Annotated in this window: 25 protein-coding genes; 16 read left to right on the forward strand and 9 right to left on the reverse strand. The window is 71.5% G+C overall.

The window, feature by feature from the left end; all coding sequences use genetic code 11:
* Positions 1-16: 16 nt before the first annotated feature.
* Complete coding sequence (locus tag I596_RS17490) at positions 17-922, reverse strand: AEC family transporter (protein WP_067650946.1); 906 nt, start codon at positions 920-922, stop codon at positions 17-19.
* Positions 923-1,049: 127 nt separating this feature from the next.
* Between I596_RS17490 and I596_RS17495 the strand changes: the two genes are divergently transcribed.
* The gene (locus I596_RS17495; RefSeq protein ID WP_067650948.1) at positions 1,050-2,765 is read left to right on the forward strand and encodes a SulP family inorganic anion transporter; all 1,716 of its coding nucleotides are present in this window, start codon (positions 1,050-1,052) and stop codon (positions 2,763-2,765) included.
* A gap of 25 nt (positions 2,766-2,790) precedes the next feature.
* Here I596_RS17495 and I596_RS17500 read toward each other — a convergent pair whose 3' ends face one another.
* Positions 2,791-3,327 (reverse strand): DUF4199 domain-containing protein, encoded by a 537-nt coding sequence (locus I596_RS17500; protein WP_067650951.1) that lies wholly within the window; start codon positions 3,325-3,327, stop codon positions 2,791-2,793.
* A gap of 123 nt (positions 3,328-3,450) precedes the next feature.
* Positions 3,451-3,897: a helix-turn-helix transcriptional regulator gene (locus I596_RS17505; RefSeq protein ID WP_067650954.1), complete on the reverse strand. Its 447-nt coding sequence runs from the start codon at positions 3,895-3,897 to the stop codon at positions 3,451-3,453.
* 257 nt (positions 3,898-4,154) lie between these two features.
* Here I596_RS17505 and I596_RS17510 point away from each other — a divergent pair, with 257 nt between their 5' ends.
* From I596_RS17510 to I596_RS17520, 3 genes are all read left to right on the forward strand, one after another.
* Positions 4,155-4,604 (forward strand): rhodanese-like domain-containing protein, encoded by a 450-nt coding sequence (locus I596_RS17510; RefSeq protein WP_067650957.1) that lies wholly within the window; start codon positions 4,155-4,157, stop codon positions 4,602-4,604.
* Between the two features lie 191 nt (positions 4,605-4,795).
* Positions 4,796-5,299: a protein-export chaperone SecB gene (gene secB / locus I596_RS17515; RefSeq protein WP_067650960.1), complete on the forward strand. Its 504-nt coding sequence runs from the start codon at positions 4,796-4,798 to the stop codon at positions 5,297-5,299.
* A gap of 7 nt (positions 5,300-5,306) precedes the next feature.
* Complete coding sequence (locus I596_RS17520; protein ID WP_067650963.1) at positions 5,307-6,311, forward strand: NAD(P)H-dependent glycerol-3-phosphate dehydrogenase; 1,005 nt, start codon at positions 5,307-5,309, stop codon at positions 6,309-6,311.
* A 43-nt stretch (positions 6,312-6,354) separates the two neighbouring features.
* Here the strand turns inward: I596_RS17520 and trmL are convergent, their stop codons facing one another.
* Both trmL and I596_RS18860 read right to left on the reverse strand, forming a co-directional pair.
* Positions 6,355-6,819: a tRNA (uridine(34)/cytosine(34)/5-carboxymethylaminomethyluridine(34)-2'-O)-methyltransferase TrmL gene (trmL, locus tag I596_RS17525; RefSeq protein ID WP_067650965.1), complete on the reverse strand. Its 465-nt coding sequence runs from the start codon at positions 6,817-6,819 to the stop codon at positions 6,355-6,357.
* Positions 6,820-7,166: 347 nt separating this feature from the next.
* Positions 7,167-7,322, reverse strand: a complete 156-nt coding sequence (locus tag I596_RS18860; protein WP_190278943.1) for a hypothetical protein — start codon at positions 7,320-7,322, stop codon at positions 7,167-7,169.
* 318 nt (positions 7,323-7,640) lie between these two features.
* On the opposite strand from I596_RS18860, the gene I596_RS17530 reads away from it, so the two are divergent.
* From I596_RS17530 to panE, 4 genes are all read left to right on the forward strand, one after another.
* On the forward strand, positions 7,641-10,481 hold the full coding sequence (locus I596_RS17530) for a M16 family metallopeptidase (RefSeq protein ID WP_067650968.1): 2,841 nt from the start codon (positions 7,641-7,643) through the stop codon (positions 10,479-10,481).
* Positions 10,482-10,545: 64 nt separating this feature from the next.
* On the forward strand, positions 10,546-10,938 hold the full coding sequence (locus I596_RS17535; protein WP_067650971.1) for a DUF4156 domain-containing protein: 393 nt from the start codon (positions 10,546-10,548) through the stop codon (positions 10,936-10,938).
* A gap of 103 nt (positions 10,939-11,041) precedes the next feature.
* Positions 11,042-11,692 (forward strand): DUF2959 family protein, encoded by a 651-nt coding sequence (locus tag I596_RS17540; protein ID WP_067650974.1) that lies wholly within the window; start codon positions 11,042-11,044, stop codon positions 11,690-11,692.
* Between the two features lie 100 nt (positions 11,693-11,792).
* Positions 11,793-12,743 carry a 2-dehydropantoate 2-reductase gene (panE, locus tag I596_RS17545; protein ID WP_067650977.1) on the forward strand — a complete coding sequence of 317 codons (951 nt, stop codon included), beginning with the start codon at positions 11,793-11,795 and terminating at the stop codon, positions 12,741-12,743.
* A gap of 84 nt (positions 12,744-12,827) precedes the next feature.
* Here the strand turns inward: panE and I596_RS17550 are convergent, their stop codons facing one another.
* Positions 12,828-14,873 carry a hypothetical protein gene (locus tag I596_RS17550; protein ID WP_067650980.1) on the reverse strand — a complete coding sequence of 682 codons (2,046 nt, stop codon included), beginning with the start codon at positions 14,871-14,873 and terminating at the stop codon, positions 12,828-12,830.
* A gap of 109 nt (positions 14,874-14,982) precedes the next feature.
* Here I596_RS17550 and I596_RS17555 point away from each other — a divergent pair, with 109 nt between their 5' ends.
* Positions 14,983-15,957, forward strand: a complete 975-nt coding sequence (locus I596_RS17555) for an NAD-dependent epimerase/dehydratase family protein (protein ID WP_067650983.1) — start codon at positions 14,983-14,985, stop codon at positions 15,955-15,957.
* A 71-nt stretch (positions 15,958-16,028) separates the two neighbouring features.
* On the opposite strand, the gene I596_RS17560 is transcribed toward I596_RS17555, so the two are convergent.
* From I596_RS17560 to I596_RS17570, 3 genes are all read right to left on the reverse strand, one after another.
* Entirely contained in the window at positions 16,029-18,215 is a 2,187-nt protein-coding gene (locus I596_RS17560; RefSeq protein ID WP_067650986.1) for a serine/threonine-protein kinase, read from the reverse strand.
* A complete protein-coding gene (locus I596_RS17565; RefSeq protein WP_067652256.1) occupies positions 18,212-18,775 on the reverse strand; it encodes an ECF-type sigma factor in 564 nt (187 codons plus the stop codon). Before I596_RS17565 ends, I596_RS17560 begins: the two co-directional genes overlap by 4 nt.
* A gap of 207 nt (positions 18,776-18,982) precedes the next feature.
* A complete protein-coding gene (locus I596_RS17570) occupies positions 18,983-20,404 on the reverse strand; it encodes a choice-of-anchor J domain-containing protein (protein WP_067650989.1) in 1,422 nt (473 codons plus the stop codon).
* Positions 20,405-20,622: 218 nt separating this feature from the next.
* Between I596_RS17570 and I596_RS17575 the strand changes: the two genes are divergently transcribed.
* The 7 genes from I596_RS17575 to I596_RS17605 are packed head-to-tail and all read left to right on the forward strand — an operon-like array spanning position 20,623 to position 26,027.
* Positions 20,623-21,279 carry a ubiquinone biosynthesis accessory factor UbiJ gene (locus tag I596_RS17575; RefSeq protein WP_067650992.1) on the forward strand — a complete coding sequence of 219 codons (657 nt, stop codon included), beginning with the start codon at positions 20,623-20,625 and terminating at the stop codon, positions 21,277-21,279.
* On the forward strand, positions 21,276-22,943 hold the full coding sequence (gene ubiB / locus I596_RS17580; protein WP_150132244.1) for a ubiquinone biosynthesis regulatory protein kinase UbiB: 1,668 nt from the start codon (positions 21,276-21,278) through the stop codon (positions 22,941-22,943). The genes I596_RS17575 and ubiB overlap by 4 nt, the downstream gene beginning before the upstream one ends.
* Positions 22,944-22,954: 11 nt before the next feature.
* Positions 22,955-23,695 carry a hypothetical protein gene (locus I596_RS19110; RefSeq protein WP_223303870.1) on the forward strand — a complete coding sequence of 247 codons (741 nt, stop codon included), beginning with the start codon at positions 22,955-22,957 and terminating at the stop codon, positions 23,693-23,695.
* The gene (locus I596_RS19115) at positions 23,692-24,450 is read left to right on the forward strand and encodes a pseudouridine synthase (protein ID WP_223303871.1); all 759 of its coding nucleotides are present in this window, start codon (positions 23,692-23,694) and stop codon (positions 24,448-24,450) included. Before I596_RS19110 ends, I596_RS19115 begins: the two co-directional genes overlap by 4 nt.
* 55 nt (positions 24,451-24,505) lie before the next feature.
* Entirely contained in the window at positions 24,506-24,988 is a 483-nt protein-coding gene (locus I596_RS17595) for a YajQ family cyclic di-GMP-binding protein (RefSeq protein ID WP_067650998.1), read from the forward strand.
* Between the two features lie 23 nt (positions 24,989-25,011).
* Positions 25,012-25,437 carry an alternative ribosome rescue aminoacyl-tRNA hydrolase ArfB gene (gene arfB / locus I596_RS17600; protein ID WP_067651001.1) on the forward strand — a complete coding sequence of 142 codons (426 nt, stop codon included), beginning with the start codon at positions 25,012-25,014 and terminating at the stop codon, positions 25,435-25,437.
* Between the two features lie 20 nt (positions 25,438-25,457).
* Positions 25,458-26,027 (forward strand): lysophospholipid acyltransferase family protein, encoded by a 570-nt coding sequence (locus I596_RS17605; protein WP_067652265.1) that lies wholly within the window; start codon positions 25,458-25,460, stop codon positions 26,025-26,027.
* The last annotated feature ends 66 nt before the right edge of the window (positions 26,028-26,093 follow it).

A 26,093-nucleotide genomic window follows, 5' to 3' on the forward strand; every position in this document is an offset into this window, starting at 1 on the left:
CCAAGCGGTCGCGCCGCTACAGCACGAGATGCCAGAGCGGCAGCGTCAGCATCGACAGCACGGTGGTGTAGCCGACCATCGCGGCCGCCAGTTCCGGCGCCAGGCCGGCCATCGACAGCAGCGCCCCGGTCGTCATCATCGTCGGCATCGCGGTCTGGAACACGGCCACCGCGCGCAGGTCCCCGCCGAGCCCGAAGGCCGCGCACAGCGCCAGCGCGAGCGCCGGCAGCAGCACCAGCTTGGCGGCGATGCCGATGCCCAGCGGCACCAGGTAGCGCCGGGGCAGCTTGAGCCTGAGCTGCATGCCCAGCGCCAGCACGACGATCGGCAGCAGCGCGCCGGACAGCAGCTGCAGCGGGCCGGCCACGGCGGCCGGCGGGTCGGCCGGCATCAGCGTCAGGCCGAACAGCAGCGCCAGGAACGGCGGAAAGCCGAGCACGCGGCGGACGATCGCCGCCAGGCTCGGCCGGGCGCCACCGCCATACAGCGCGAGCACGAACAGGCCGAAGCTGGCGAGGATCAGGAACGTGCCGAACTGGTCGTAGACCACCGCATAGCGCAGCGCCGGCGGCCCGGCCAGCGCCGGGATCAGGGCGTAGCCGATGAACGCGGTATTGCCCATCGGCACCTCCATCAGGAGGCAGGCCGTGCTCGGCCGGTCCCAGCGCAGCACCCGCGCCAGCACCAGCACCAGCGCGACACCGGCGACGAGCGCCAGCCACGGGATCGCGATCAGGCCGACCAGCTCGCGCTCGAACGACAGGCGCGGCACGTTGAGCAGGATCGCGGCGGGCATGCAGACGTAGATCGCCACGATGTTGAGCGTTTCCGGCGCCGAATCGGGCACCAGGCGCCATACCCGCAGCAGGCTGCCGATCGCCAGCAGCACCAGGATGAATGCGAAGACCGAGACGATCGCCATGCCGGAAGACACCTTCGGAAACCGCGGCGCGGCATTGTCTCATGCTGCATCGCACCAACACCACGGTGCCTTGGGAGTAGAATGGCGGCCTGCGCCGCGTTCCGGCCGGCGCCCCAGCGCGAGTCCCATGTCCGCCACATCGCCCCCGACCGGGGCCTGGAATCCGTTCGTCCCGAAACTGGTGACCCTGCTGCGCCAGGGCTACGGTCCGGACGACCTGCGCCACGACCTGCTGGCGGGCCTCACCGTGGCGATCGTGGCGCTGCCGCTTTCGATGGCGCTGGCGATCGCATCGGGTGCCTCGCCCGCCAGCGGCCTGACCACGGCGATCGTCGCCGGGCTGCTGATCTCGGCGCTCGGCGGCTCGCGCGTGCAGATCGGCGGCCCGACCGCGGCCTTCATCCCGGTCATCTTCAACATCATCGACCAGCACGGCTACGACGGCCTGGTGCTGGCGACCCTGATGGCCGGCGCGATCCTGATCGTCGCCGGCGTGATGCGGCTGGGCACGCTGGTCAAGTACATGCCGCAGCCGGTGATCACCGGCTTCACCGCCGGCATCGCCGTCAGCATCTTCACCAGCCAGATCAAGGATGCGCTGGGGCTGGACATCGAACGCCTGCCGGCCGACTTCTTCGAGCGCTGGCAGGTGTACTTCCAGCACCTGGGCAGCATCAATCCCGCGGCGGCCGTGCTCGCGTTCGGCACGCTCGTGCTGCTGGTGGCGCTGCGCCGCTACCGGCCGCGCTGGCCGGCGTTCCTGATCGCGGTGGTCGCCGCCTCGGTGGTGGTGCTGGCCAGCGGGCTGCCGGTCGACACGATCGCCTCGCGCTTCGGCGGCATCCCGACCGAGCTGCCGGTGCCGCACTGGCCGCAGTTCGACCTGGCGATGGTGCGCGCCCTGCTGCCGAGCGCGTTCACGATCGCCTTCCTCGCCGGTGTCGAATCCCTGCTCTCGGCCGTGGTCGCCGACGGCATGACCGGCGGACGCCACCGCTCCAACGGCGAGCTGGTCGCGCAGGGCATCGCCAATACGGCCTCCGCCCTGGTCGGCGGCCTGCCGGCGACCGGCGCGATCGTGCGCACGGCGACCAACGTCCGCGCCGGCGCGCGCACACCGGTGGCGGGTGTCGCCCATGCGCTGTTCATCCTGGCCTTCGTGCTGCTGGCCGCGCCGCTGGCTGACTACGTGCCGCTGCCGGCGATGGCCGGCCTGCTGCTGATGGTGGCGTGGAACATGAGCGAGACCGAACGCATCCGCCAGCTGATGCGCGCCCCGGTCGGCGATCGCGTGGTCCTGCTCACGACCTTCGCGCTGACCGTGATGTTCGACCTGACGCTGGCGGTCGAGGTCGGCGTGGTGCTGGCCGCGTTCCTGTTCATGCACCGCATGAGCGACGTCGTCGCGCTGGAATCGGACGTGGGCCTGATCGACGAGGACCGCGAGGACGCCGAGGAACCCACCGCCGAATCGGACCAGCGGGCCGGGCTGCCGGACGGCGTGGAGGTCTACCGGGTCTCCGGCCCGCTGTTCTTCGCGGTCGCCAACCGGATCGACGACGTGCTGCGCGCGATCGGCACGCCGCGCGTGTTCATCCTGCGCCTGCGCCGCGTGCCGCTGATCGATGCGTCCGCCGTGACCGCGCTGGAGAACCTGATCGAGCGCTGCCGCCGCGACGGGATCTGCCTGGTCTTCTCGGGCCTGCAGCCGCAGCCGCGCGACGTCCTCCGGCGCATGGGCATCGTCCCCGACGGCGCTGACCTGCACTTCGTCGACGATTTCCCCGCCGCGCTCGCGCTGGCGCGCAAGGTCGTCGAGGCACCTGCCGCCGCGGCCCGGTGACCGCGCGCCACCGGACCGCGAAGGCCTAGGCCGGCTCGGGACCGGTGCGCGGCACGCGGCGCAGGGCTGCCGCCGAGATCACGCTCAGGACCAGGCCAATTACGAAGACCGTCGCCGCCATGATCCCCGCCTGCAGCGTCTTGTCGAAGAACATCGGCCGCATGCGCTCCAGTTCGGCGAGCCGCGCGGCGATCGACGCGGCATCGGCCCCGCTCTGGTGGATCTGGTCCTGGTAGAACGCATAGATCTCCTCCGGCAGCGCATCGCCGCTGTAGGCGTAGAACGCCCACGTGGCGAGACCGAACAGCAGCGCCGCCACCAGCGAGACGCCGGCGCCGATGCCCAGCCCCTCGGAGAAGCCGAGCGAGCCGTTCAGCGCGCGCCGGCTGCGCATCGCGAACCAGACGGCGCTCAGCGCCAGCACCATCGCCGAGTAGCCGACGATCTCGCCGAGCCGCAGGTACTCCGGGCTCGGCCGCCCGAACAGCAGGAAGGGAAGGAACATCACCGCGGCGATGAACAGGCCGGCGGCGGCGCCGTGACGGACGATCGAGGCAAGCATGGTCGGGCTCCTCTGGACGGATGGGACAGCCCGGTCACGATAGTCGGCCCGCGCTGCCGGCAACCATCGCCCGAACGGGTGAACGTTCGCCCGCAGGCTCACCCTTGGGAACGATTTGCGGTGCTACGGCAGCAGGCCGCAGCGCCGCGCGGCCGCCACCGCCTGGGTTCGCCGCCGCACGCCGAGCTTGGCGTAGAGGTTGGCCACGTGCGTCTTGACGGTGTTGATCGAGACGAACAGGCGCCCGGCGATTTCCTCGTTCGACAGCCCGGCCGCCAGGTGACCGAGGATCTCGCGTTCGCGCGCGCTCAGGTCCGGGCCGGCCGGCGGCGCCGGGCTGGCGGACACCGGCGGCTGTGACGGCACAGCGGCGGGCTCCGCGGCGCGTCTTTCGGGCGCGCGCAGCAGCCAGCCGAGCGCGAAGAAGCCGGCCGCGACGACCGCCGCCGCCAGCTCGCGCGTGCCGGCCAGGCGCAACGGCGCCAGCTTCAGCAGTTGCAGGCAGACCAGCAGCAAGGCCGCCAGCAGGCCATAGCCGAGCACCAGGCGCCAGACGGACCGGTCGATCATGGGCGATCGGCGAGGGTCCGGCCGGGCGACGGCGACGGCGGGAAACGACGCAGCGGCGGGGCACAGGCGGGCATGTCGATGCTCCGGAACGGATGGCTGGGCGGGGTGCGGCGCCGCGGCCGGCGCGACGGCGCGCCTAGTCTGCCACGACAGGCCGGCCGGCCCCGCCACCGCGGCGCTTTGCATGCGGGTGAGGCTCGCCGATAATCCGCGGCCCGCCGCATGTCCGCGCCTCGCGCGCGCCAAGGTCGCCCATCGTGTCCGAAATCCTCGCCCGCCTTCCGGAATTCATCAGCCATCACCCGCTGCTCGCCTTCGGCTTCATCGGCGTGCTGGTGGCGCTGATCGCCACCGAGATCAGCCGCCTGACGCGCGGCTACCGGGCGCTGACGCCGGCCGGCGTGACCCAGTTGATCAATCGCGAAAACGCCCTGGTGATCGACGTATCGAGCCTGCAGGACTACGAGAAGGGCCACGTGCCCGGCGCCCGCCACATCGCGCCGAGCCAGCTCGATCCCGACGGCAAGGACCTGGCCAAGGCCCGCGAACTGCCGATCGTCCTCACCTGCCGCAACGGCCAGGCCTCGGGCCAGGCGGCGCGCAAGCTCGCCAAGGCCGGTTTCGGCAAGGTGTTCTGGCTCGATGGCGGCCTCGCCGCCTGGGCCGAGGCGCAGATGCCGGTCGTCAAGGGCCGCGCCACCGGCTGATGCCGGCACGGGACGGACGCGCCGGACGGCGCCGTTCGGGCACGGCCGCGCCTCCCGGGTCGCCAGGCATTGCCGGTGGCCGGCGGGCGCGGACCCGGGACTCGCGCCGCCGCATGGGGTGCGCACGGTCCGGCAGCATGGGATAATCCCCAGTCTTTTCCCTTTCCTCCGCAACACTTCCGGAGCTACACATGGCAGAGAACACCGACGGCGCAGTCAACGGCGCAGCGCAGCCGCAGGGCGGCGCCCAGCTCAACCTGCAGCGCGTCTACATCAAGGATGCCTCGTTCGAGGCGCCCAACGCCCCGCACATCTTCCAGCAGCAGGGGCAGCCGAACATCGAGCTGAATCTCAGCCAGCGCGTCAACCAGCTCGGCGACGACGTGTTCGAAGTCGTGCTCGGCGCGACGGTGACCTGCAAGGTCGAGGACAAGACCGCCTATCTGGCCGAAGTGCAGCAGGCTGGCATCTTCGGCCTGTCCGGGTTCGACGAAGGCGCCCGCGAGGCGATCCTGTCCACCTACTGCCCGAACACGCTGTTCCCGTATGCACGCCAGGTCGTTTCCGACCTCGTGCAGAACGGCGGCTTCCCGCCGTTCCTGCTGCAGCCGATCAATTTCGACGCGCTGTACGCCGAGCAGCTGCGTCGTCGCGCCGAGGGCGCGAACCAGCCCAACCAGGGCCTCAACGCCTGATCGCGCGATGACGGATACCACGCCGGTCGCGGTCATCGGCGCCGGCTCGTGGGGCACGGCGCTGGCCGTGCTGCTGGCACGCAACGGCGTGCCGACCACGCTCTGGGGCCGGACGGCCGCGTCGGTCGTCGAGATGGCGGCAGCGCGCAGCAATGCGCGCTACCTGCCGGACCTGCCGTTTCCCGACGCATTGCAGCTGTCGGCCGCGCTGGAGACCACGGTGCGCGACGCCGGCACCGTGCTGATCGTCGTGCCGAGCCACGCCTTCGCCGATACGCTCGACCGGATCGCGCCCTGGATCGCACCGAGCGCCGGCATCGTCTGGGCGACCAAGGGGTTCGATCCGGACTCCGGGCGCTTCCTGCACGAGCTGGTGGCCGAGCGCTTCCCGGCCCATCCGGCGGCGGTCGTGACCGGACCGTCGTTCGCCCGTGAAGTCGCCCGCGGCCTGCCGACCGCCGTCACCGTCCATGCCGACGATCCGGCCTACGCGCAGGCCATCGCGCAGCTGCTGCATTCGCCGCTGCTGCGCGCCTACACCGGTGCCGACGTGCTCGGCGCGGAACTCGGCGGGGCGATGAAGAACGTGCTGGCGGTGGCGACCGGCGTCGCCGACGGCATGCAGCTGGGCCTCAACGCGCGTGCCGGGCTCATCACCCGTGGCATGAGCGAGATGCTGCGCCTGGGCGCCGCGCTCGGTGCCCGCGCCGAGACGCTGATGGGGCTGTCCGGCCTCGGCGACCTCGTCCTCACCTGCACCGGCGACCTCTCGCGCAACCGGCGGCTGGGCCTCGCGCTCGGTCGCGGCGTGCCGATCGCCGAAGCGGTCAAGGAGATCGGCCAGGTGGTCGAATCGATCGTCACCGTCGACACCGTGATGCGGCTGGCCCGCGAGCATGCGATCGAGCTGCCGATCAGCGAGGGCGTCCAGCGCGTGCTGCACGGCGAGATCACGCCCGAAGAAGGCATGCGCATGCTGCTGGCCCGCGAGCAGAAGCCCGAATTCCCCTAGCCGTGTCCCGCGGCGCGCCGCGAACGCGCCGCCGCAGGCCTTCTCAATCCGCGCCTTCGTATCCGGCCTGGCGCCAGGCCTCGTAGACCACCACGGCCACGGCGTTGGACAGGTTCAGGCTGCGGTTTCCGGGCCGCATCGGCAGGCGCATTCGCCGCTCCGGCGGTACGCCGTCGAGGACGGCCTGCGGCAGGCCGCGCGTCTCCGGGCCGAACAGCACGGCGTCGCCGGCGCCGAAGGTGGTCTGGTCGTAGCGCGCGCTGCCACGCGTGGAAAGCGCGAACACGCGTGGCGGTGCGACCGCCGCAAGAAAGGCGTCCAGGTCGTCGTGGACGGCGAGCCGCGCGTACTCGTGATAGTCCAGCCCGGCGCGGCGCAGCCTGGCATCGTCCAGCGTGAAGCCCAGCGGCCGGATCAGATGCAGCTCGGCGCCGCTGTTGGCGCAAAGGCGAATGACGTTGCCGGTATTGGGTGGAATTTCGGGCTGGTAGAGGACGACGCGCAGCACCGGCGCATTATGCGCGAGACGGCCGCGGCCGCGGACAGCGCGCTATCCGGATGAAAGGCTCGTTGCGCGGCCCGGCGCCGGACCCGGGAATGCCGCGACGGCCGAACTGCGATCGACGGCGATACCGGTCGACGGCGATACCGGTCGACGGCGCGATGGCGACCGTGACGGTCGAACGGCGGTTGCGGAACGTCCGCACGTGTCCTAACGCAGCGCCCGGCCGGCGCCTTGCACGGGCCGATGCCGTGCATACCCGGCGGCGGGCATGCGCGAAACAGCGCGTGCCGCGGCGAGCGAAAGGACCGAGGAGGCTCACGGACGAGAGGGCCGATCCGATCGGTGCCGGATCAGCCCGCGCGTACCGCACCGGCATCGGCCGACGACGCCTGGACCACATGGGCGGCCGGGGCTTCCACCGCGCGGACGAAGCTGCCGAAGCCGGTGACGACGGTCGCCATGGCGATCAAGAACAGACCCCGCAGAACGAACAGTTCGGTTTTCATGGTTTTTCTCCTGTCTACGAATGGGGCGGCTGCCCCGCAGACCAGATAAAGCAATAGGCGTGCCAACAATAAATTACATGTAAAACAACAGTTTGTAATTTCATTCGGCGGTGATCTGTCCGATCCGACGTCCATCGGCGAGAACGCGGACAGTGCCGCGCGGCCGCACCCGGTCCCGCCCCGGTGAACTTGGCCGGTCGCCCGCAGTCGATCCGGTACCATTGGCCGATCCCCCTGGCCCGCCGTTCTTCTACCGTCCGCTGGTTCGCCGGCGCCGCGGTCATCGGCGATCGGCCTTTCGTCCGACGAGGAGCTTTCATGCGCAGATCGTTTCGCCCCGCCATCGCCGCCGGCTTTCTGGTGGCCAGCCTTGCCGCTTCCGCCCAACCGGTGGCCGACGTGATCGACATTCCCTATACCCGCTTCACGTTGCCCAACGGGTTGACCGTCGTCGTCAACGAGGACCACAAGGCGCCCGTGGTCGCGGTCAGCGTCTGGTACCACGTCGGTTCGGCCGACGAGCCCACCGGCAAGACCGGCTTTGCGCACCTGTTCGAGCACCTGATGTTCTCCGGCTCGGAGCACCGCAAGGGCACCTACTTCGAGCCGTTCGAGCGCGTCGGCGCCACCGACATGAACGGCACGACCTGGTTCGACCGGACCAACTACTTCCAGACCGTGCCGACCACCGCGCTGGACATGGCGCTGTGGATGGAGTCGGACCGCATGGGCCATCTGCTCGGCGCGATCGGCCAGGAAGAACTCGACACCCAGCGCGGCGTCGTGCAGAACGAGAAGCGCCAGGGCGAGAACCGCCCGTATGGCCGCGTCTACGAGAACATCCTGCTGAACGCGTTCCCGGCCAACCACCCGTACCAGCATTCGACGATCGGCTCGATGGAAGACCTCGAAGCCGCCTCGCTCGACGACGTCAAGCAGTGGTTCCGTGACTACTACGGCGCCACCAACACCACGCTGGTGCTGGCCGGCGACATCACGCCCGACGTGGCGCGCGAAAAGGCGCTGAAGTTCTTCGGCGACATTCCCGCCGGCCCGCCGGTGCCGCGCCAGCAGGCCTGGGCGGCGCCGCGCACCACCTCCACGCGCGGTACGCAGCAGGACCACGTCGCGCAGACGCGCATCTACCGCACCTGGAACATGCCCACGCTCAGCGATGCCGACGCGCCGCTGCTGGAACTGGCCGGCTCGGTGCTCGGCGGCGGCAAGACCTCGCGGCTCTACCAGCGCCTGGTCTACCAGGACAAGCTGGTCGACGACGTGTCCGCCGGCGCGCAGGCCTTCAACCTCGCCGGCTTGTTCATGCTGACCGCCGACGTCAAGAACGGGGTCGAGCCGGCCAAGGTCGAGGCGGTCATCGCCGAGGAATGGGCCAAGTTCCTCGCCGAGGGACCGACCGCGGACGAGCTGGAACGCGCCAAGACCGGCATCACCTCCGGCTTCGTCCGCGGCCTGGAGAAAGTCGGCGGCTTCGGCGGCAAGGCGACGATCCTGGCCGAAGGCCAGGTCTATCGCGGCGACCCGGCCGCCTACAAGACCGACCTGGCACGCATCGAGGCGGCGACCCTGGCCAGCGTCAAGGCCGCGGCCAACCGCTGGCTGGCCAAGGGCGACTACACGCTGACCGTGGTGCCGGCCAAGCCCGACGCCGACCTCGCCGCCGAGGACAAGGCCGTCAAGGGCCTGCCGGCAGCCGAGGGCAAGCCGGCGCCGGTGGCACCGGCGAAGGCCGAGTACCGCACCGTCGCCAGCGACCTCGACCGCACGCAGGGCCTTCCGAAGGTGACCGCCTTCCCGGACCTGAGCTTCCCGAAGGTCCAGCGCGGCAAGCTCAAGAACGGCATCGAGGTGGTGCTGGCCGAGCGACACACGATCCCGGTCACGCAGATCCAGCTGCAGTTCGACGCCGGCTATGCGGCCGACCAGGGGCGCAAGCTCGGCACCGCCAGCTTCACCGCGGCCATGCTCGACGAAGGCACCCAGACGCTCGACTCGATCGAAGTGGCCAAGCGCAAGGAACGCCTGGGCGCGCGCATCGGCGGCGGCGCCGGCCTGGACAGTTCCTCGATCGGCCTGAACGCGCTCAACGGCCAGCTCAAGCCCTCGCTGGAGTTGTTCGCCGACGTCGTGCGCAATCCGGCATTCCGCGAGGCGGACGTCGATCGCATCCGCGCCCAATGGCTGGCCGGCATCGCGCAGGAGAAGACCCAGCCCAACAGCCTGGCGATGCGCAGCCTGCCGCCGCTGCTGTACGGCGCCGGCCACGCCTACGGCATCCCGTTCACCGGCAGCGGCACCGAAGAAGCGATCCGTTCGCTGACGCCGGCGGACCTGGCCGCCTTCCATCGTGATTTCTACCGGCCGGACAACGCCCGCATCATCGTCGCCGGCGATACCTCGCTCGAGGCGATCATTCCCGAGCTCGACCGGGTCTTCGGCGACTGGCAGGCGCCGAGCGGCGCGATACCGAAGAAGAACATCGCGACGGTGAAGGCGCAGGCCAAGCCGCGCGTGTTCCTGATCGACCGCAAGGACTCGCCGCAGTCGCTGATCATGGCCGGCCTGCTCGCGCCCTCGACCCGCGCACCCGAGTACCTGGAAGTCCAGACCGCCAACGGCGCGTTCGGCGGGACGTTCACCTCGCGCCTCAACATGAACCTGCGCGAGGACAAGCGCTGGGCCTATGGCGCGTCGAGCATGATCCAGGACGCCATCGGGCAACGCCCGTTGATGATGTACGCCTCGGTCCAGACCGACAAGACGGCCGAATCGGCCGCCGAGGTGCTCAAGGAAGTGCGTCAGATCGCCGGTGACAAGCCGCTCACCCAGGCCGAGATCGACAAGATCAAGGAGCAGCGCGTCCGCGCCCTGCCCGGAGCCTACGAGGCGACCAGCGCCGTGCTGACCGCCCTGGTCGGCAACCAGCTCTACGGTCGCCCGGACGACTACGTGGCCACGCTCAAGCAGAAGCTCGAAGGGCTGGACGACGCGAAGGTGCAGGCGACCGCCAAGGCGCTGTACCGCGCCGACGCGCTGACCTGGGTCATCGTCGGCGACCTGTCGAAGATCGAGCAGCCTGTCCGCGACCTGAAGCTCGGCGAGGTGAAGGTCATCGACGCCGACGGCAAGGTGCTACGCTGATCCGGAAGCCCACCGCCGCGCTCGCACGAGTCGCGGCGGCGGGCAAACCGTGCGGGAGAACCTGATGAAGATGGGTGTTTCGGCGCTGCTGTGCGGCGCCGTGCTGGCCGGCTGCAGCTGGGGCATCAAGCTCGATGCCGGCGGCCGCAACGTGCGCGTGGCCTGGGACGGCAACGTCAGCGGCTGCACCGAGCGCGGCAAGGTCACCGTCTCGGTGCTCGACCGCGTCGGCCCCGTCGATCGCAGCAACCTCAAGGTCCGCGACGAGCTGGAAGTCATGGCGCGCAACGAGGCCGCCGGCCTCCAGGCCGATACGATCCGCCCGCTCGGCGATCCGCGCGACGGCGCGCAGAGCTGGGCCGCCTACCGGTGCGGGCCCGCCGTCGCCCGGCCGGCGACGGACCGGCCTGCCGAACGCCCACCGCAGGGCGCGACCGAGACCTACCCGATCAAGTGACGTCGCCTCGCGCCAGCCGCGCGTTTCACGTCGCCGCGGCACGCCGCGGGGCGGACGCCCGGGCTCGCCGGCCGTCGCTGGCAATCCCGCATCGAGAGCCGCCATGTCCGCAGCCCGTCGTGCCGTTGCGCTGATCGCGCTCTTCGCGCTGCTCGCCGCCTGTCAGAGCGCCTACTACGGCACCCTGGAGAAGTTCGGCATCGCCAAGCGCGACGTGCTGGTGGATCGCATCGCGGCGGCCCGCGCCTCGCAGGGCGAGGCCGAACAGGCCTATGTCGACGCGCTCGAGCAGTTCCGCTCGGTAGTCGCGTTCGACGGCGGCAACCTCGAAGCCACCTACCAGAAGCTCAAGGGTGAGCTGGATGTCGCGCAGGCCCGCGCGGCGACGATGAGCGAACGCATCGGTGCAGTGGAGTCGGTCGCCGATGCGCTGTTCCGCGAATGGACGAAGGAACTGACGCAGTACCAGGATGCCGGCCTGCGCGCGCGATCCAAGGGCCAGCTGGATCGCACGCGCGCCCGCTACGAAACCGTGCGCCAGGCGATGCGTCGCGCCGAAGCCAGCTTCAAGCCGGCCCTGGCCGCGCTCAACGACCAGGTGCTGTACCTCAAGCACAACCTCAACGCCGTCGCGATCGGCGCGATCAAGGACGAGCTGCCGCGCATCCAGGCCGATGCCGACCGCCTGCGCGGCGACATCCGCAAGGCCACCCAGGAAGCCGACCGCTTCCTGCGCGAGTTCAAGACTCCGTAGCACCCGGCCGATCCCGCCCGGCGCCGTGGCAGACGGACAGGACGCTCGCTATCCTGACCGGCGACCGGGGCGCAGCGCCCCCTGCCGGACGATCTGAACGATGAGAATGCTCGTGCTCGGCGCCGGCGGTACCGGCGGCTACTTCGGCGGCCGCCTGGCGCAAGCCGGCGCGGACGTGAGTTTCCTGGTCCGGCCGGCGCGTGCACGCGCACTGGCCGTGGAAGGACTGCGCATCCGCAGCCCGGTCGGCAACGCCGACCTGGCGGTGCGCTGCGTGACGGCCGAGGACCTGCCGGCCGATGTCGCGGCGCGCCGCTACGACCTGGTACTGCTCAGCTGCAAGGCCTACGACCTGGACGCCTCGATCGAGGCGATCGCGCCCGCGGTGGAAGCCGGTGCGGACGTCCTGCCCCTGCTCAACGGCCTGCTGCACTACGACGCTCTGGATGCGCGCTTCGGCAGTGCGCGGATGCTCGGCGGCCTGTGCTTCATCAGCGCCGCCAAGGGCGGCGATGGCGAGATCCTGCACCTGGGGCCGGTGGCGTCGATCACGTTCGGCGAGCGCAGCGGCCCGCACGACAGCCCGCGCTGCCTCGCGATCGCCGAGGCTTTCGCGCCGGCGTCCTTCGATGCGGTGCACGCCCAGGACATCCACCACGAACTGTGGGTCAAGTACTCGTTCCTCACGACGCTCGCGGCCGCGACCTGCCTGATGCGCGCGAGCATCGGCGTGATCGTCGCGACCGACGGCGGCGAGGCGTTCGTGCGGGCGCTGTACGCCGAATGCGTCGAGGTGGCCCGGGCCGCCGGACAGGCGATCTCCGAAACGGTCCAGGCCACCGCGCTGGGCGCGCTGACCCAAACCGGCTCGCCGCTGACGGCATCGATGCTGCGCGACCTCGAATCGCACCAGCGCATCGAGGCTGCGCACATCGTCGGCGACCTCGTGCACCGCGCGGCCGCGCTCGGCGTCGCCGCGCCGCTGCTGGGCATCGCCTGGACCCACCTGCAGGCGCACCTGCTGCGGCAGGGACCGGCGAAGACCGCGTGACGGCGCCGGCCGGTACCGGCTGCCCGTCTCGCCGCGGCGCCGGTCAGCGGACCTGACGCCGCGGCTTCCGAAAAGCCGATCGCGTTACGGCGGACAGTCCGGGGTGCCGAGCGGCCGTGTCAGGCGCGTGAGGTCCAGCGTCGCCGGCACGGGCAGCTGACCGGGCCGCGGCCGTAGCTCGGCGCGGCCGCGATCGCCACAGGACACCTCCAGCACCGGCACCTCGCCCCAGGGCGCCAGCACCAGCTGGCTGGCATCGAACCCGGCACCGAACCGGGTGCCGGCACGGTTGAACAGCGTCAGCTGCGACGCGCCCGGCTCGATCGTGCCCTCGGCCCAGGTCTGCACGCCGTCGGCGCCGGCGTCGAACCAGCCGATCCAGCTGCGTCCGTGGCCCAGCTGCTGGATCAGGAAGCCGCTGCCGGTGAACGCCGGGTCGAACCAGGCCCCGCTGGTCTGCGGCGGCGCCGCGGGCGCCGCATCGCAGTTCAGGCCCTCCAGCGCGCTCAACCGCGTCAGCGCGACCTCGCCGCTGCCCCAGCCTTCCGGGCCTTCCCAGCGCATGCGGCCGCGGTCGCAGCCGTCGAAGCTGATCAGGATGCGGCCCCAGGGCTCGTGCACGAACTGCTGGCCGCCATCGCCGCCGGCCTGGCGTACCGGCCGCGTGACCTGGTCGAACACGATGCCGCCGTCGACCACGGTGCCGACGCCGTTCAACCACGCCTGGTCGCCCGCCACGCCTTGTCCCGGGTACGTGTAGAAGTACACGTGCGCACGCGGCGCATCGAGGATCTCCAGATAGATACCCTCGCCGGCACGCGACGGATCGAACCACAAGCCGCTGTAGCGTGCGTCGATCGCCGTGGCCGCCGGCCGCGGCGGGATCACCGCGTCCAGGGCCGGCACCGAGGCCTGCGGATCGAAGCGGCAATCGCCGTCGGCACCCGCCGTGGCCAGGGCCTGGCACCGCTGCTGCAGGTCGGCGACCTGCGGGCGATCGCCGCCGGCCATCCAGGCGCGCAGCGCCTCCCAGCCGGCCAGTCCTTCCGCCGTGGAAAAGCCGCAATGACTCGGTGCCTGCTCGGCCACGATCGCGCTGACGAGCTGGCCGGCCGGCAGGTGCCGCCGCAGCACGTCCTGATTGGCCGGCACCACGAGCTGGTCGTCGCTGGTGTGCAGCGAGAGCACCTTGGCGCTGCCCACCGCACCGCGGAAATCCGATGCCCAGCGCAGCGACAGCGCGGCCAGCGGATCGGCGTCGACGCGCGCGATGCCGGTCTCGATCGCCGGGTCGGCATAGGCGACGCCGCGGGTGGCCAGCGGATTGCGCCCGGCCATCTTGTCGGGCGCGCGCACCACGTCGCTCAGCGCATAGATCGCGTAGGCCATGTTGGTGATGAAGAACGTCTCGTCATCGGTCCCGGCCACCGCCATCAGCTGCGCCAGCCGCCGCTTCATGCCGCTGCTGCGCAAGGGCTCGGGCAGGTTGACGCCGGTGCACTGGTTGAGCGGGATCAGTGCCCGCAGCACCTCGACCTGGTTCTCCAGGTCCTCGATGTCGGCAGGGATGTCGCCGAGGTCGAGCGCCCACGGCAGCGGCTGGGGCCCTCGCGGCAGGCGGCCGGATCCGTCGCAGACCACGTCGTAGGCCAGGCGCATGTCGATCGCGTGATCCCAGAGACGCGAGCCGGCCGCCGCCGGACACAGCGCATAGGCGCCGCGAACCGGCGGCAGTCCCGGCGTCTCGGCCAGCTTGAGCGCCAGCAGGCCGCCGAGCGAACCACCGAACGGCACGATCTCGCCGGGCGCGCCGTACTCCTCGGTGAAGAGCGCGAGCAGCTCGCGGTTGTCCTCGATCGCCGTGAACACCGCCCAGCCGCGCTGGGCATAGGCCGAGGCGGCGACCGCATAGCCCTGCGAGAGCATGACGTCGCGCAGCGGCCCCAGCGACGGCGGGCCGTCGGCCTCCGAGAAATTGAACCCGTGCTGGTAGAGCACCAGCGGTCCGCCGGCCTGCCAGCCCGCGGGTACCGCGATGCGATACCAGACGCCCGACGCGGTGGTACCGCTGATCTCCTGCGCGTGCGCGCTCAAGCCCAGCAGCAGCAACAGCATTGCCACGAAGCGCATCGGCCGATCCCCAAGGAAGAATGTGATGAACTTAGTCCGCAGGAGCTGAGCGAATCGTTAAAGTGTGCCGTCCGCAGGCCGTCGCCTGCGTCCCCGGGGACACACGACCATGCAGATCCTGCTTACCGGTGCCGGCGGTCTGCTCGGACGTGCGATCGCGCGCCAGCTGGTCGACCGCGGCCACCTGGTACGCGCGCTGGTACGCACGCCGCAGCCGCCGCTGGACGCGCTCGGCGTCGAGCAATGGGAAGGCACGACCGAATCGCTGGACACCGTCATCGCCATCGCCAACGGCTGCGATGCGATCGTCCACGTCGCCGGCAACGCCGATCCGCTGGCGGCCATCGAGGCCTGCTACGAGGCCAACGTCGCCGCCACCGACGTCGTGCTGGCCGCCGCCGAGCTGGCCGGCGTGCGCCGCCTGGTGTTCACCTCGTGCGCCAGCGTGGTGGTCGGCGTGCACGACATCAACGGCGGTGGCGAAACACTGCCGTATCCGCCGCGCTGGCCGGCCGCCTACCCGCACGCCAAGGCGCTGGCCGAACAGCGCGTGCTGGCCGCCAACGGCGAGGCGCTGGCGACGGTCGCGCTGCGGCCCGGCCTGCTGTGGGCGCCCGAGGAAGCACGCGTGACGCCGCGCCTGATCGACCTGGCGCGCCGCGGCCGCCTGCGCCTGACGGCCAGTCCCGCCAACCGCATCGACTGCTGCCACGTCGAGAATGCGGCACTGGCCCATGCGCTCGCGGTCGAGCGCCTGGAACCGGATGCGGCGATCGCCGGCCGCAGCTATTTCGTCAGCGACGGCGAGCCGATCAGCATCGAGGCCCTGCTCGCGGCGCTGCTGCGCGCGCACGGACTGGCGCTTCCGACGCGCCGGCTCTCGCCGCAGCTGGCGCACTGGCTGGCGGCCAGTGCCGGCCTGCGCCGGCGCCTGCCCGGCGGCCGGCAGCCGCTGCTGGAACCGTTCCTGCTCAACCTCGTCAACCGCAACGCCTGGTTCAACATCGCCGCCGCACGCCGCGACCTGGGCTACGCGCCGCAGGCGTCCACGCGTGACGCCCTGGCGCGCCTGGCGCGCCGCTGACCGCCAGCCCCGCCGGCCCCGGCCCGGGAACGCCGCGGCTCACGCACGCGCGATCCTCCCGCGTCCGCCGGTCAGCGATCGCAGCCGCGCAGCGGCACCGCGAGTTCCGACTGGAGCGAGGGCGGCGCCGGAACCGTGGCTGCGCGCCGGCGTGCCGTGGCGAGAGCGGCGGCGGCCTCGTCGCAGCGCTCCTGCGCGGCCAGCGCTTGCGCGAGCTTGAGCGAGCGCTGGCCGACGTCGGCTTCCTGCGCGTGACGTCCTTCGCGGTTGCGTTCGAGCATGCGGCGGTAGGCGGCCTCGGCGCCGGGCGCGTCGCCCTGCGCCAGCAGCGCGTCGCCGAGCAGTTGCAGCGTATCGACGCTGGCCAGGTCGTTCTCGGCCGACAGCGCCTCGCCGATCGCCAGCGCCTGGCGCAGCGGCGGCTCGGCGGCCTTCGGATCACCGCGGCGCAGGAGCAGGCCGGCCTGCTGGTTGAGCTGGACCGCGTAGTTGCCGGACCGCTCGCCGAACAGCTCGCGCGTCGCGACCAGCACCTGGCCCATCAATGCCTCGGCCTCGCTGCTGCGGCCCTGCGCCTCGAGCGCCGAGGCCAGCATCGACTGCGCGTATACCGTGTACGGGTGTCGCTCACCCTGGAACTCGCGGGCCCGACGCAGTGCCTCCTCGAGCAGGTCCAGCGCTTCGTCGCCGCGGTCGGTGCCGATCAGTTCCTGGCCGAGGCTCAGCAGGTTGGCGGTGGTGCCCGGGTCGCCTTCCGGCAGGTGGCGTCGTCCGTGCGCCAGTGCTTCGTGCAGCCGCGCGACCATGCGGTCCTTGCGGCCCGCCGCGCTGTCCAGCATCGCTTGCGCATGCAGGATGCGGTTGTGCAGGCCGGCCTCTTCGGGCGTGGCGTCGCCGATCACCGCCTGCGCGCGCTCCAGCAGCGCAGCGGCCCGGTCGCGGTCGGTCTGCCGCAGCGCCATCGCCTGCAGCCAGTAGCGCTGCGCGCGGACCGAGGACGGAAGCTCCGGGTCGTGCTCGGCCAGCGCGACGGCGCGGTCCAGCAGCGGTTGCGCGGCATGGTTGTCGTTGAGCTTGAGATAGACGGTCGCCAGGGTCGTCAGCAGTTCGCCCATCACGGCCGGCTCGTCGGCCAGTTCGGTCTCGATGCGCCGGGCCCCCTCGGCCAGCAAGGTGTCGACATCCGGCCGGACGCCGCGATTGCGCGCCGGATCGGCCTGCTCGAACACGCTGGCCAGGAAACCGCTGACCCGGCGGGCCGTGCGCGCCTCGCGCTCGGCGCGGTCGCGCGCCAGGTCCAGGTTCCAGAGGAAATAGCCGATCGTCGCGACCAGCACCAGGCCGGCCGCGAACAGGCCGATCGTGCCGAGCCGGTGGCGCCGTACCAGCAGGCCGAACCGATGCAGCGATCCGCCGCGGCGGGCGGCGACCGGACGGTGCTCGACCAGGGCGCGCAGGTCGGCGGCGAAGCCTTCGACATTGGCATAGCGCGCCTCGGCCTGGGCGGCGGTCGCGCGGCGGCACACCGCCTCGACATCGGCGCGGCGCGAGCGCGCCGGGGTTCGCTCCAGCAGCGCGGCGAGCAGGCGGCCGAGCTGGTAGATGTCCTGGGCCACGCCGGCGGGGTCGCCGCGATGCTGCTCGGGGCTCGCATAGCCGGGTGTCGCGGCGCGCCGGGCCGGATCGTCGCTGGCGTCGTCCAGGGCCGCCGCGATTCCGAAGTCCAGCAGCTTGGGCACGCCGTCGGCGTCCACCAGGATGTTGGACGGCTTGATGTCGCGATGGACCACCAGCCGCGCATGCGCGTAGGCGACGGCGGCGCACACGGCCAGCATCAGGCCGATGCGCGCCCGCAGGTCGCACTGGTGGCGATCGCACCAGCGATCGATGCGCTCGCCCTCGACGTGGTCCATCGCGAACCACAGCAATCCGGTTTCGCTGCGGCCGCCGTCGAGGAGCCGCGCGATGTTCGGATGCTGCAGCCGCGCCAGCAGCCGCCGCTCGCGCGCGAGCAGCGCCTCGGCGACGTCGGCGTCGGCCTCCGGCGCGATCAGCTTCAACGCCACCTGCTGCTCGAATGCGCCGTCGGCGCGTTCGGCCAGATGCACCACGCCCAGGCCGCCCTGGCCGATCTCGCGCACGACGCGAAACGGGCCGATGCGCGTGCCCGGTTCCAGCGGCGCCAGCCCGGCGCCGAGCAGGGACGAGACCAGCCGGCTGCGCAAGGCGCCGCCGGGTTCGAAGGTCAACGTCGTCACGGCGCCTCCAGGATGTGGGCCAGGCGCTCGCGCGCCTGCGCCCACAGCCATTGCACGGTGCGCAACGGAATCGCGGCGGCTTCGGCGGTCTCGGTCTCGGTCATGCCGGCGAAAAAACGGCACTCGACGACGCGCACCATGTTCCCGTTCTCGACGGCGAGGCGCGTCAGCGCCTGGTCGAGGGCGACGAAACGGTTCGCTTCCTCGCCGATCTCCTGGTCGATCTGGTCCAGCTCGACGCGGCGCTGGTCGCCGCCGCGCTTGGCGGTGGCGCGTTCGCGGGCGTAGGCGCAGATCACCTGGCGCATGATCCTGGCCGTCAAGGCGAAGAAATGCTGCCGGTTCTCCGGCACCGCATCGCCCGCATCGACGATGCGCAGGTACCACTCGTTGACCAGACCGGTGGTGTTGAGGGTCGGCATCGTCGCGCCCTGCGCCAGCTGATGCCGCGCCAGCCGCTTGATGTCGGCATAGGTCCGCCGCAACAGCCGCGCCCAGGCATCGCGCTCGCCGTCGCGGGCCTGGTCGAGCAGTCGGGTGATGTCTTCGGGAACGTCCACCAGCGGCGCGGGTCCGGCAACCGGCGCCATCTTGGGCCGCGCGGGCCGGCCGCGTCCAGCCGCGGGCCGCGGCGCGGCCAGGTCGCGCTCGACGGCCGCGCACGGCACGGCCGCGACCAGGCCGCTAGACACGGCGGGTCGCGCGTGGCGTGCCGGCGCGCCGGCGGCCGGACGATGCGCGGCCGCCGGCGGCGCACGGGGCCGCGTTCATGTGCCCGGATCGGCCGGATCTTCGAAGTTCACGGTCATGATCAGATGGATGTCCGGATAGTTGACGCCGCCGCCAAAGTCGCCGGTCGCCAGGTCCGTCGGTTCGGGATTCCCGCAGCCCGATGCCGCCAGGAAGCTCGGGGCGGTCTGGCCGGCCGAGTTGGCGCCGAGCAGGAATTCCAGGCCGTCCTCGGCCGTCACCTCGACCACCAGGTCGACCGCGACCGGCGTGCCGGCCGACGTCTCGATCAGGCCGGCGACCGGAAGGTTCTTGAGCGCTCCGCTGTCGCTGATCGAGACCTGGGTACGCGCCGAACCGATCGGCGTGAGGTTGGCGTAGGTCAGCGGCGCACCGTCCGGAATCGTGTACAGCGTCGTCTTGATGTGCTGGTTCTTGCGCGCCAGCTCGATGCCCACCTCGACGCTGGCGACCTCGATCGTGTCGGTGGCCACGCCGGACAGCACCGGCACGCCGGCCAGGTCGAACCGCCGCAGGTACGACGTCGGCTGCAGCGCGCAGCCGATGTTGAGCGGATGGGTGATCGTGCGCGGGTCCACGCTCTGCGTCAGCATCGGCGCGGTCGGTTCGAAGCCCGCGCCGAACAGCCGGTTGTGGCGGAACGGGCAGCGCGCCGCGCCCTGCAGCTCGACCGCGTCGATGTTGACCTGGGTGCCGTTGCTGCCCCAGTTCGGCCAGGTGGCGAAGTCGGGCCACCAGTAGTTCGGGACGTGGTAGTGGAAGGCGATGCGGCCGGTCCCCGACATCGGCAGGTCGTCGATCTGGTAGCGGCTCCAGTAGAACGGGTACGCCGGCCAGCCGTCGCTCTGTTCGGGCCAGGCGAGGTTCTCGTTGATCGCCAGGACGGCGGTCGTGAAGTCGCCGACCGCGGCCTCGTCGGCGCCGACGTCCAGGCACGGCATTGCCGTGCACACCCGCACGAAGAGGCGGTCCGGCGCCGGTGTCGGGTTCAGGAAATTGCCGGACTGCGCGGGCAGGCTGCGCGTCCAGAAGCTCAGGCGGTTGCCGGCACCGAAGTCGATCGGCGGCGTCACCGCCCAGACCGATGCGGTGCCGTGGTTGTCGGCGACGTACTCGGCGGTGATGCTCGACCCGGGCACGCCGGTGACCGCGCCGGAATGGATGCTGCCCTGGTCCCAACGGCGTGCCGTGGGTGCCGGCCAGTCGGTCGGCAGCGCGCTGGTATTGAAGCGCAGCCAGCCGTCCTCGCCGTACAGCCGGTCGACGTGGTCGAAATCCTCGGCGCAGACGGGCGCTTCCCCGGCCGCCGGCGCCGCGCCGGGTGCCGCGCGCTGGTAGCTCGAAACGGTGGGCTGGGCAACTGCGGCGGACGGCCAGGCCGCGGTGGAAAGGACGACGCCGGCAACGGCCGGCAACCAGCGGACGGAAACGATGTTCATGCGCTCTCCCCGAGCAAGACGGTTAGGAAATGGACGGCGGCCCGGCGGCTACCGCCGGATCGTTGACGTTCCCGGTCTGCGAAGCCGCGATTCCGGTACGGATCGGCCCCTTGAAAGACAGATAGAAGAACCGGCGGCAAATCCCGCAAGGGCTTTCGCTCCGCCGGAAGGTCCGGCCGCGGCGGCGTGGCGCGCCGCGGTCACGGTAGAATCGGCCGATGCCCACCCCCGCCGCCGGCGTCGCCCGCACTCCCAGCCGCACCCTGTCCATTCTCGGCCGCCTGCTCGAGGAGGCGCTGGCACGCGCGCTGGCGCTCGACCCGGAAACCGGGCGGCGCGTGGCCGCGCTGGACGGGCGCAGCGTGGTGCTGCGGTTCGACGGTACCGGCCTGGCGCTGCGCGCCACGGTGGACGAGGGCCGGCTGCGGATCGGACCGGCGTCGGACGACGGCGACCTGCGCCTGGCCGCGACGCCCGGCGCCCTGCTGGCGATGGCGGCCACCCGCGGTGGCGATGCCCCGCTGGCGCCGGGTCGCATCGAGATCGCCGGCGATGCCGAACTGGCACGGCGGCTCGAGCGGATCGTCCACGGTTTCACGCCCGACATCGACGAGGCCTTCGCCCGCGCGTTCGGCGACGTCGCCGGCTTCCAGGTCGCGCGGCTGGCCCGGGGCGGCGCCGGCTGGGTGCGCGCCGCGGCCGGTGCGCTGGCGCGCGACACCGCCGACTACCTGGTCGAGGAAAGCCGCGACCTGGTCGCCAAGGCGGAGGTCGAGACCTTCCTCGACGAGGTCGACGCGCTGCGCGAGCGCAGCGATCGCCTGCACGCCCGCGTACAGCGGCTGGCGGGCCGGGTCCCGGGCGCCGGCACGTGACACCGGTGCGCCTGGTACCGCGCCTCGGCCGCATCCTGATCGTGGCATCGCGGCACGGCCTGTTCGACCTCGTCGACGACGCGCGCGGCGGCCGTTCGCTGCGCTGGCTGCGCCGTCTGCTGCCCGGACCGTCGGCAGCGGTCGCGAGCCAGCCGCGCGGCGCCCGCCTGGCACTGGCGCTGACCCAACTCGGGCCGATCTTCGTCAAGTTCGGGCAGATCCTCTCGACCCGTCGCGACCTGCTGCCGGCGGACATCGCCGACGAGCTGACCGCGTTGCAGGATCGCGTCGCGCCGTTTCCCGGTGCCGTCGCCCGCGCCGCCGTCGAGCGCGAGCTGCGCAAGCCGGTCGCGACCTTGTTCGCCGCGTTCGACGAGACGCCGCTGGCCTCCGCGTCGATCGCCCAGGTGCACGCGGCCACGCTGCCGGACGGCCGCGCGGTCGTGGTCAAGGTGCTGCGGCCGGACATCGCGCCGCGCATCGCGCGGGACGTCGCGCTGCTGCGCGCGCTGGCCGACGTCGCCGCGCGCCATCATCCCAATGCCGACAAGATCCGGCCGCACGAGGTCGTCGACGAGATCGAGACCACCCTCGTCAACGAGCTGGACCTGCAACGCGAGGGGGCCAACGCCAGCCTGCTGCGCCGCAATTTCGCCGGTTCCGACGACCTGAAGGTGCCCGAGGTCCACTGGTCGCACAGCACCGCCGGCGTGCTGACGCTCGAGCGCGTCAGCGGGATCCCGGTGGACGACCTGGCAGCCCTCGACGCCGCCGGCATCGACCGCCGGCGGCTGGCGGCCAAGGGTGTGGAGTTGTTCTACACCCAGGTCTTCCGCGACAACTTCTTCCACGCCGACGCCCATGCCGGCAACATCTGGGTGGACACCACCCGCCGTGAGGACCCGCGCTTCATCGCGCTCGACTTCGGCATCATGGGCACGCTGCCGGAGGCCGACCAGTACTGGCTGGCCGAGAACTTCATCGCGCTGTTCAACCAGGACTACCGGCGCATCGCCGAGCTGCACGTGCGTGCCGGCTGGATGCCGGCGAGCGTCCGCCTGGACGAGCTCGAGTCGGCCGTGCGCGCCGTCTGCGAACCGTACTTCACGCGGCCGCTCAGCGAGATCTCCCTGGCCGAGGTCACGGTCAAGCTGTTCCAGACCGCGCGCCGCTACCAGTTGGTGCTGCAGCCCCAGCTGATCCTGCTGCAGAAGACGCTGCTCAACATCGAGGGCGTCGGACGCCTGCTCGACCCGTCGATCGACATCTGGGCCACCGCCAAGCCGGTGCTGGAGCGGATCTGGCGGCGGCGCCACGGCCCGCGCGCGCTGCTGGCGCGGCTGCGGCGGCGCGTACCTGAATGGCTGGCCGCGGCACCGGACATGCCGACCCTGACGCACCGCCTGCTGGAGCAGGCGACCGAGGGCCGGCTGGAACTTCGCCTCGCATCCGACGATCTGAAGCGCCTGGCCGGCACTGCCCGCAGCGACCGGCGCAGCGCTGGCTGGCGCATGCTGGGCGCCGCCCTGGTGGTCGCCGCCGCGCTGCTGTGGACGTCCGCACCCGATACCGCACGGGCGGGCGATGTTCCCTGGCCTGCATGGTTGGCCTTGCTGGGCGCGACCGGCGCCTTCTTCGCGGCCCTGCGTTCTACCGATACCTGATGGAGATCCCGATGACCTACCCGCGCCTTGCTCTTTCGACCGCGCTCGGCCTTTGCCTGGCGGCCCTCGCCGGCTGCAGCGGCAAGGCCGACGGCCTGACCGACGCCGAGCTGTCCAAGCTGCTGCATACCGAAGGACAGCCCGACTACCGCGTCGACGCCGACGCCGTGAACTGCCTGCGCGCGTGGTCCGGCGACGGCCAGCTGCAGAGCGGCCTGCCCGAGGCCTATCTGGGCGACCACAAGGACGAGTGCCGCCGCACCGTGCAGGGCTGGCTGAACGACGCGACGCGCAACCCGCAGCAGCTGTTGTTCACCGACCTGGCCAAGTCCAAGCCGACGGAGCGGGCCATGAAGCTGCTGGCCGCCCTGCCGGCGCTGCCCGCTGCCGAACAGCCGGCCGTCGCGCCACCGCCGCCGCCCGTGGCCGCACCGGCGGCGCCGGTCAACACGTTCGAACCGGTCGGCGAGACCACCGAGCAGCGCTTCAACAGCTCGGCGGAGGAACTCGATCACCTCTGCCAGCAGGCGCGCCAGATCATCGAACGCAGCCAGCTCAACAACGCCGACCTGACACGCCGGGTCAACGAGTGCGTGACCGGTGCCGGCGAGATCCGGGCGCAGATGAGCGCCGAGACCGCCAACAACAGCGGCTTCGGCAAGTCCGCGCTGGCCAAGTCCTCGCAGATGGCCGTGCGCAGCGCCCAGGTGCTGCTCAACGAGGTGCAGCGGGCCGCAGACGCCAAGCGGTGAGCGCCGGCGGCGGCGTCGAAGCACCGCTGCCGGTCCTGTACAGCGACGATCACCTGCTGGCCGTCGACAAGCCGGCCGCGCTGGCGGTCCATCGCAGCCGGCTGGTCGGCAGCGACAGCGACTACCTGATCGATCGCCTGCGCGCGCAGGCGGGCGGTCCGGTGCAGCTGGTCCATCGGCTCGACCGCGCGACCAGCGGCATCGTGCTGGTCGCGCGCAATGCCGAGATCGCCGCGGACCTGGGGCGCCAGCTGATGGCGCGCTCCGTGGAAAAGCGGTATCTGGCCGTCTGCCGCGGCTGGCCGGAAACGACCGGCCAGGTCGACTATCCGCTGCCCGGTGTTCGCGAATCGGGCCCGCGCAAGCCGGCGCTGACGCGCTGGCAGCGCCTGGCCACCGTCGAGGTGCCGATCGCGATCAGCCGCTATCCGTGCCAGCGCTACGCGCTGGTGGAGATCGTCCCGGAAACCGGCCGCTACCGGCAGATCCGCCGCCACTTCTCGCACATCCATCACCCGCTGATCGGCGACACCAGCCACGGCCGCGGCGAACACAACCGGCTGTTCCGCGAACACTTCCAGTCGCACCGCCTCCTGCTGCACGCCTGGCGGCTGCGGCTGCGCCACCCGGTGGGCGGACACCCGCTCGAGCTGCACGCCCCGCTCGATGCCGGCTGGCTGCGCCTGCTGGACCGTTTCGGCTGGCCGTCGCCGGACACGTCCGGGCAGGCCGACGCCGGTGCCGACCCGCGATAGACCGCGGCCGCCCGGCCGGACCAGGACGCTCGACGCCACCTGCTAGAATCGGCCGATGCCTTCCTTCGACATCGTTTCCGAGATCAACGAGCACGAGCTGACCAATGCCGTCGACCAGGCCAATCGCGAGATCGGCCAGCGCTTCGACTTCAAGGGCAGCGATGCCAGCTTCGAGCTCGATGCGAGCGTGGTCACGCTTTCGGCGCCGGTCGAGTTCCAGCTCAAGCAGATGCTCGACATCCTCAAGGTCCGCCTGGCCGGCCGCGGCATCGACATCCGCTGCGCCGAGATCGCCGACCCGGAATCCAACCTCAGCCGTGCGCGCCAGCGCGTGACGCTCAAGCAGGGCATCGACCAGCCGCTGGCCAAGGACATCGTCAAGCGGCTGAAGGAGTCCGGCCTCAAGGTGCAGGCGCAGATCAACGGCGAGAAGCTGCGCGTCAACGGCAAGAAGCGCGACGACCTGCAGGCGGCGATCGCCTTCCTGCGCGCGGCCGACATCGCGATGCCGCTGCAGTTCGACAACTTCCGCGACTAGAGCGAACCGGCACCGGGGAGCCCATGCTCGATATCGACGGACGCATCCGGATCGGTGATGACGAACTGGTCGAGAGCTTCGTCCGCGCGGGCGGGCCCGGCGGCCAGAACGTCAACAAGGTCGCCAGCGCGGTGGAGCTGCGCTTCGACGTCGCCCGCTCGCCGTCGCTGCCCGATCCGGTCCGCGAGCGCCTGCTGGCGCGCCGCGACCGCCGGATGACGGCCGACGGCGTGCTGGTGATCCAGGCCAGCCGCTTCCGCGACCAGTCCAAGAACCGCGAGGATGCGCGTGCGCGCCTGGCCGAGCTGGTGCGCGCCGCGCTGCACGTCCCCAAGCCGCGCATCGCCACCCGGCCCAGCCGTGCCGCCAAGGAGCGCCGCATCGAGGCCAAGAAATCGCGCGGCACGATCAAGCAGGGGCGCGGACGCCGCGACTGGGGCGGGGAGTGACCGCACCTGCCTGGCCGGCGATGCCGCCGTCGGCGCCGCAGCATGCACCCGGGCCCGGCCGGCGCCTGGCGCGCTGGCTGCTCGAACGCGCCGGCTGGCGCGTGACCGGCACGCTGCCCGACCTTCCGAAGCTGGTCCTGATCGGCGCGCCGCATTCGTCCTGGTGGGACGGCATCTGGGGCCTACTGGCGAAGGTCGCGCTGGGCGCCGACATCGGCTTCATGGTCAAGCGCGAGCTGTTCTTCTTCCCGCTCGGCACCGTGCTGCGCCGTCTCGGCGGCATTCCGATCGAGCGCAGCGCGACCCACGGCATCGTCGATGAAACCGCCGCACGCTTCCGGCGCAGCGAGCGGTTCTGGCTCGGCATCACGCCGGAGGGCACGCGCAAGCGCGTGACGCGCTGGAAGACCGGCTTCTGGCACATCGCGCGCAAGGCCGGCGTGCCGATCCTGCCGATCTACTTCCACTATCCGGACAAGACGATCGGCATCGGCGCCCCGTTCGTGCCGAGCGACGACCTCGATGCCGACCTGACGCGCCTGCGCGCGTTCTACGCGCCCTGGCGGGGCCGTCATCGCGGCACCGAGTGACCCGCCTGCGCGGACCGGATCATCGCATTCGCGTGCGGGCCTGATGCACAGCAGCATCGAATCTGC

Source organism: Dokdonella koreensis DS-123 (genome assembly GCF_001632775.1).
GTDB classification, from domain to species: domain Bacteria; phylum Pseudomonadota; class Gammaproteobacteria; order Xanthomonadales; family Rhodanobacteraceae; genus Dokdonella; species Dokdonella koreensis.

Coding starts and splice junctions, on each gene's coding strand:
- secB (WP_067650960.1), top strand. CDS start 4,796: ATGGCAGAGAACACCGACGGCGCAGTCAACGGCGCAGCGCAGCCGCAG.
- I596_RS17490 (WP_067650946.1), bottom strand. CDS start 922: ATGGCGATCGTCTCGGTCTTCGCATTCATCCTGGTGCTGCTGGCGATC.
- I596_RS17575 (WP_067650992.1), top strand. CDS start 20,623: ATGCCCACCCCCGCCGCCGGCGTCGCCCGCACTCCCAGCCGCACCCTG.
- arfB (WP_067651001.1), top strand. CDS start 25,012: ATGCTCGATATCGACGGACGCATCCGGATCGGTGATGACGAACTGGTC.
- I596_RS17595 (WP_067650998.1), top strand. CDS start 24,506: ATGCCTTCCTTCGACATCGTTTCCGAGATCAACGAGCACGAGCTGACC.
- I596_RS17540 (WP_067650974.1), top strand. CDS start 11,042: ATGTCCGCAGCCCGTCGTGCCGTTGCGCTGATCGCGCTCTTCGCGCTG.
- I596_RS17505 (WP_067650954.1), bottom strand. CDS start 3,897: ATGATCGACCGGTCCGTCTGGCGCCTGGTGCTCGGCTATGGCCTGCTG.
- I596_RS18860 (WP_190278943.1), bottom strand. CDS start 7,322: ATGAAAACCGAACTGTTCGTTCTGCGGGGTCTGTTCTTGATCGCCATG.
- I596_RS17535 (WP_067650971.1), top strand. CDS start 10,546: ATGAAGATGGGTGTTTCGGCGCTGCTGTGCGGCGCCGTGCTGGCCGGC.
- I596_RS17605 (WP_067652265.1), top strand. CDS start 25,458: ATGCCGCCGTCGGCGCCGCAGCATGCACCCGGGCCCGGCCGGCGCCTG.
- I596_RS17550 (WP_067650980.1), bottom strand. CDS start 14,873: ATGCGCTTCGTGGCAATGCTGTTGCTGCTGCTGGGCTTGAGCGCGCAC.
- I596_RS17520 (WP_067650963.1), top strand. CDS start 5,307: ATGACGGATACCACGCCGGTCGCGGTCATCGGCGCCGGCTCGTGGGGC.
- panE (WP_067650977.1), top strand. CDS start 11,793: ATGAGAATGCTCGTGCTCGGCGCCGGCGGTACCGGCGGCTACTTCGGC.
- I596_RS17495 (WP_067650948.1), top strand. CDS start 1,050: ATGTCCGCCACATCGCCCCCGACCGGGGCCTGGAATCCGTTCGTCCCG.
- I596_RS17555 (WP_067650983.1), top strand. CDS start 14,983: ATGCAGATCCTGCTTACCGGTGCCGGCGGTCTGCTCGGACGTGCGATC.
- I596_RS17530 (WP_067650968.1), top strand. CDS start 7,641: ATGCGCAGATCGTTTCGCCCCGCCATCGCCGCCGGCTTTCTGGTGGCC.
- I596_RS19110 (WP_223303870.1), top strand. CDS start 22,955: ATGACCTACCCGCGCCTTGCTCTTTCGACCGCGCTCGGCCTTTGCCTG.
- I596_RS17570 (WP_067650989.1), bottom strand. CDS start 20,404: ATGAACATCGTTTCCGTCCGCTGGTTGCCGGCCGTTGCCGGCGTCGTC.
- I596_RS17500 (WP_067650951.1), bottom strand. CDS start 3,327: ATGCTTGCCTCGATCGTCCGTCACGGCGCCGCCGCCGGCCTGTTCATC.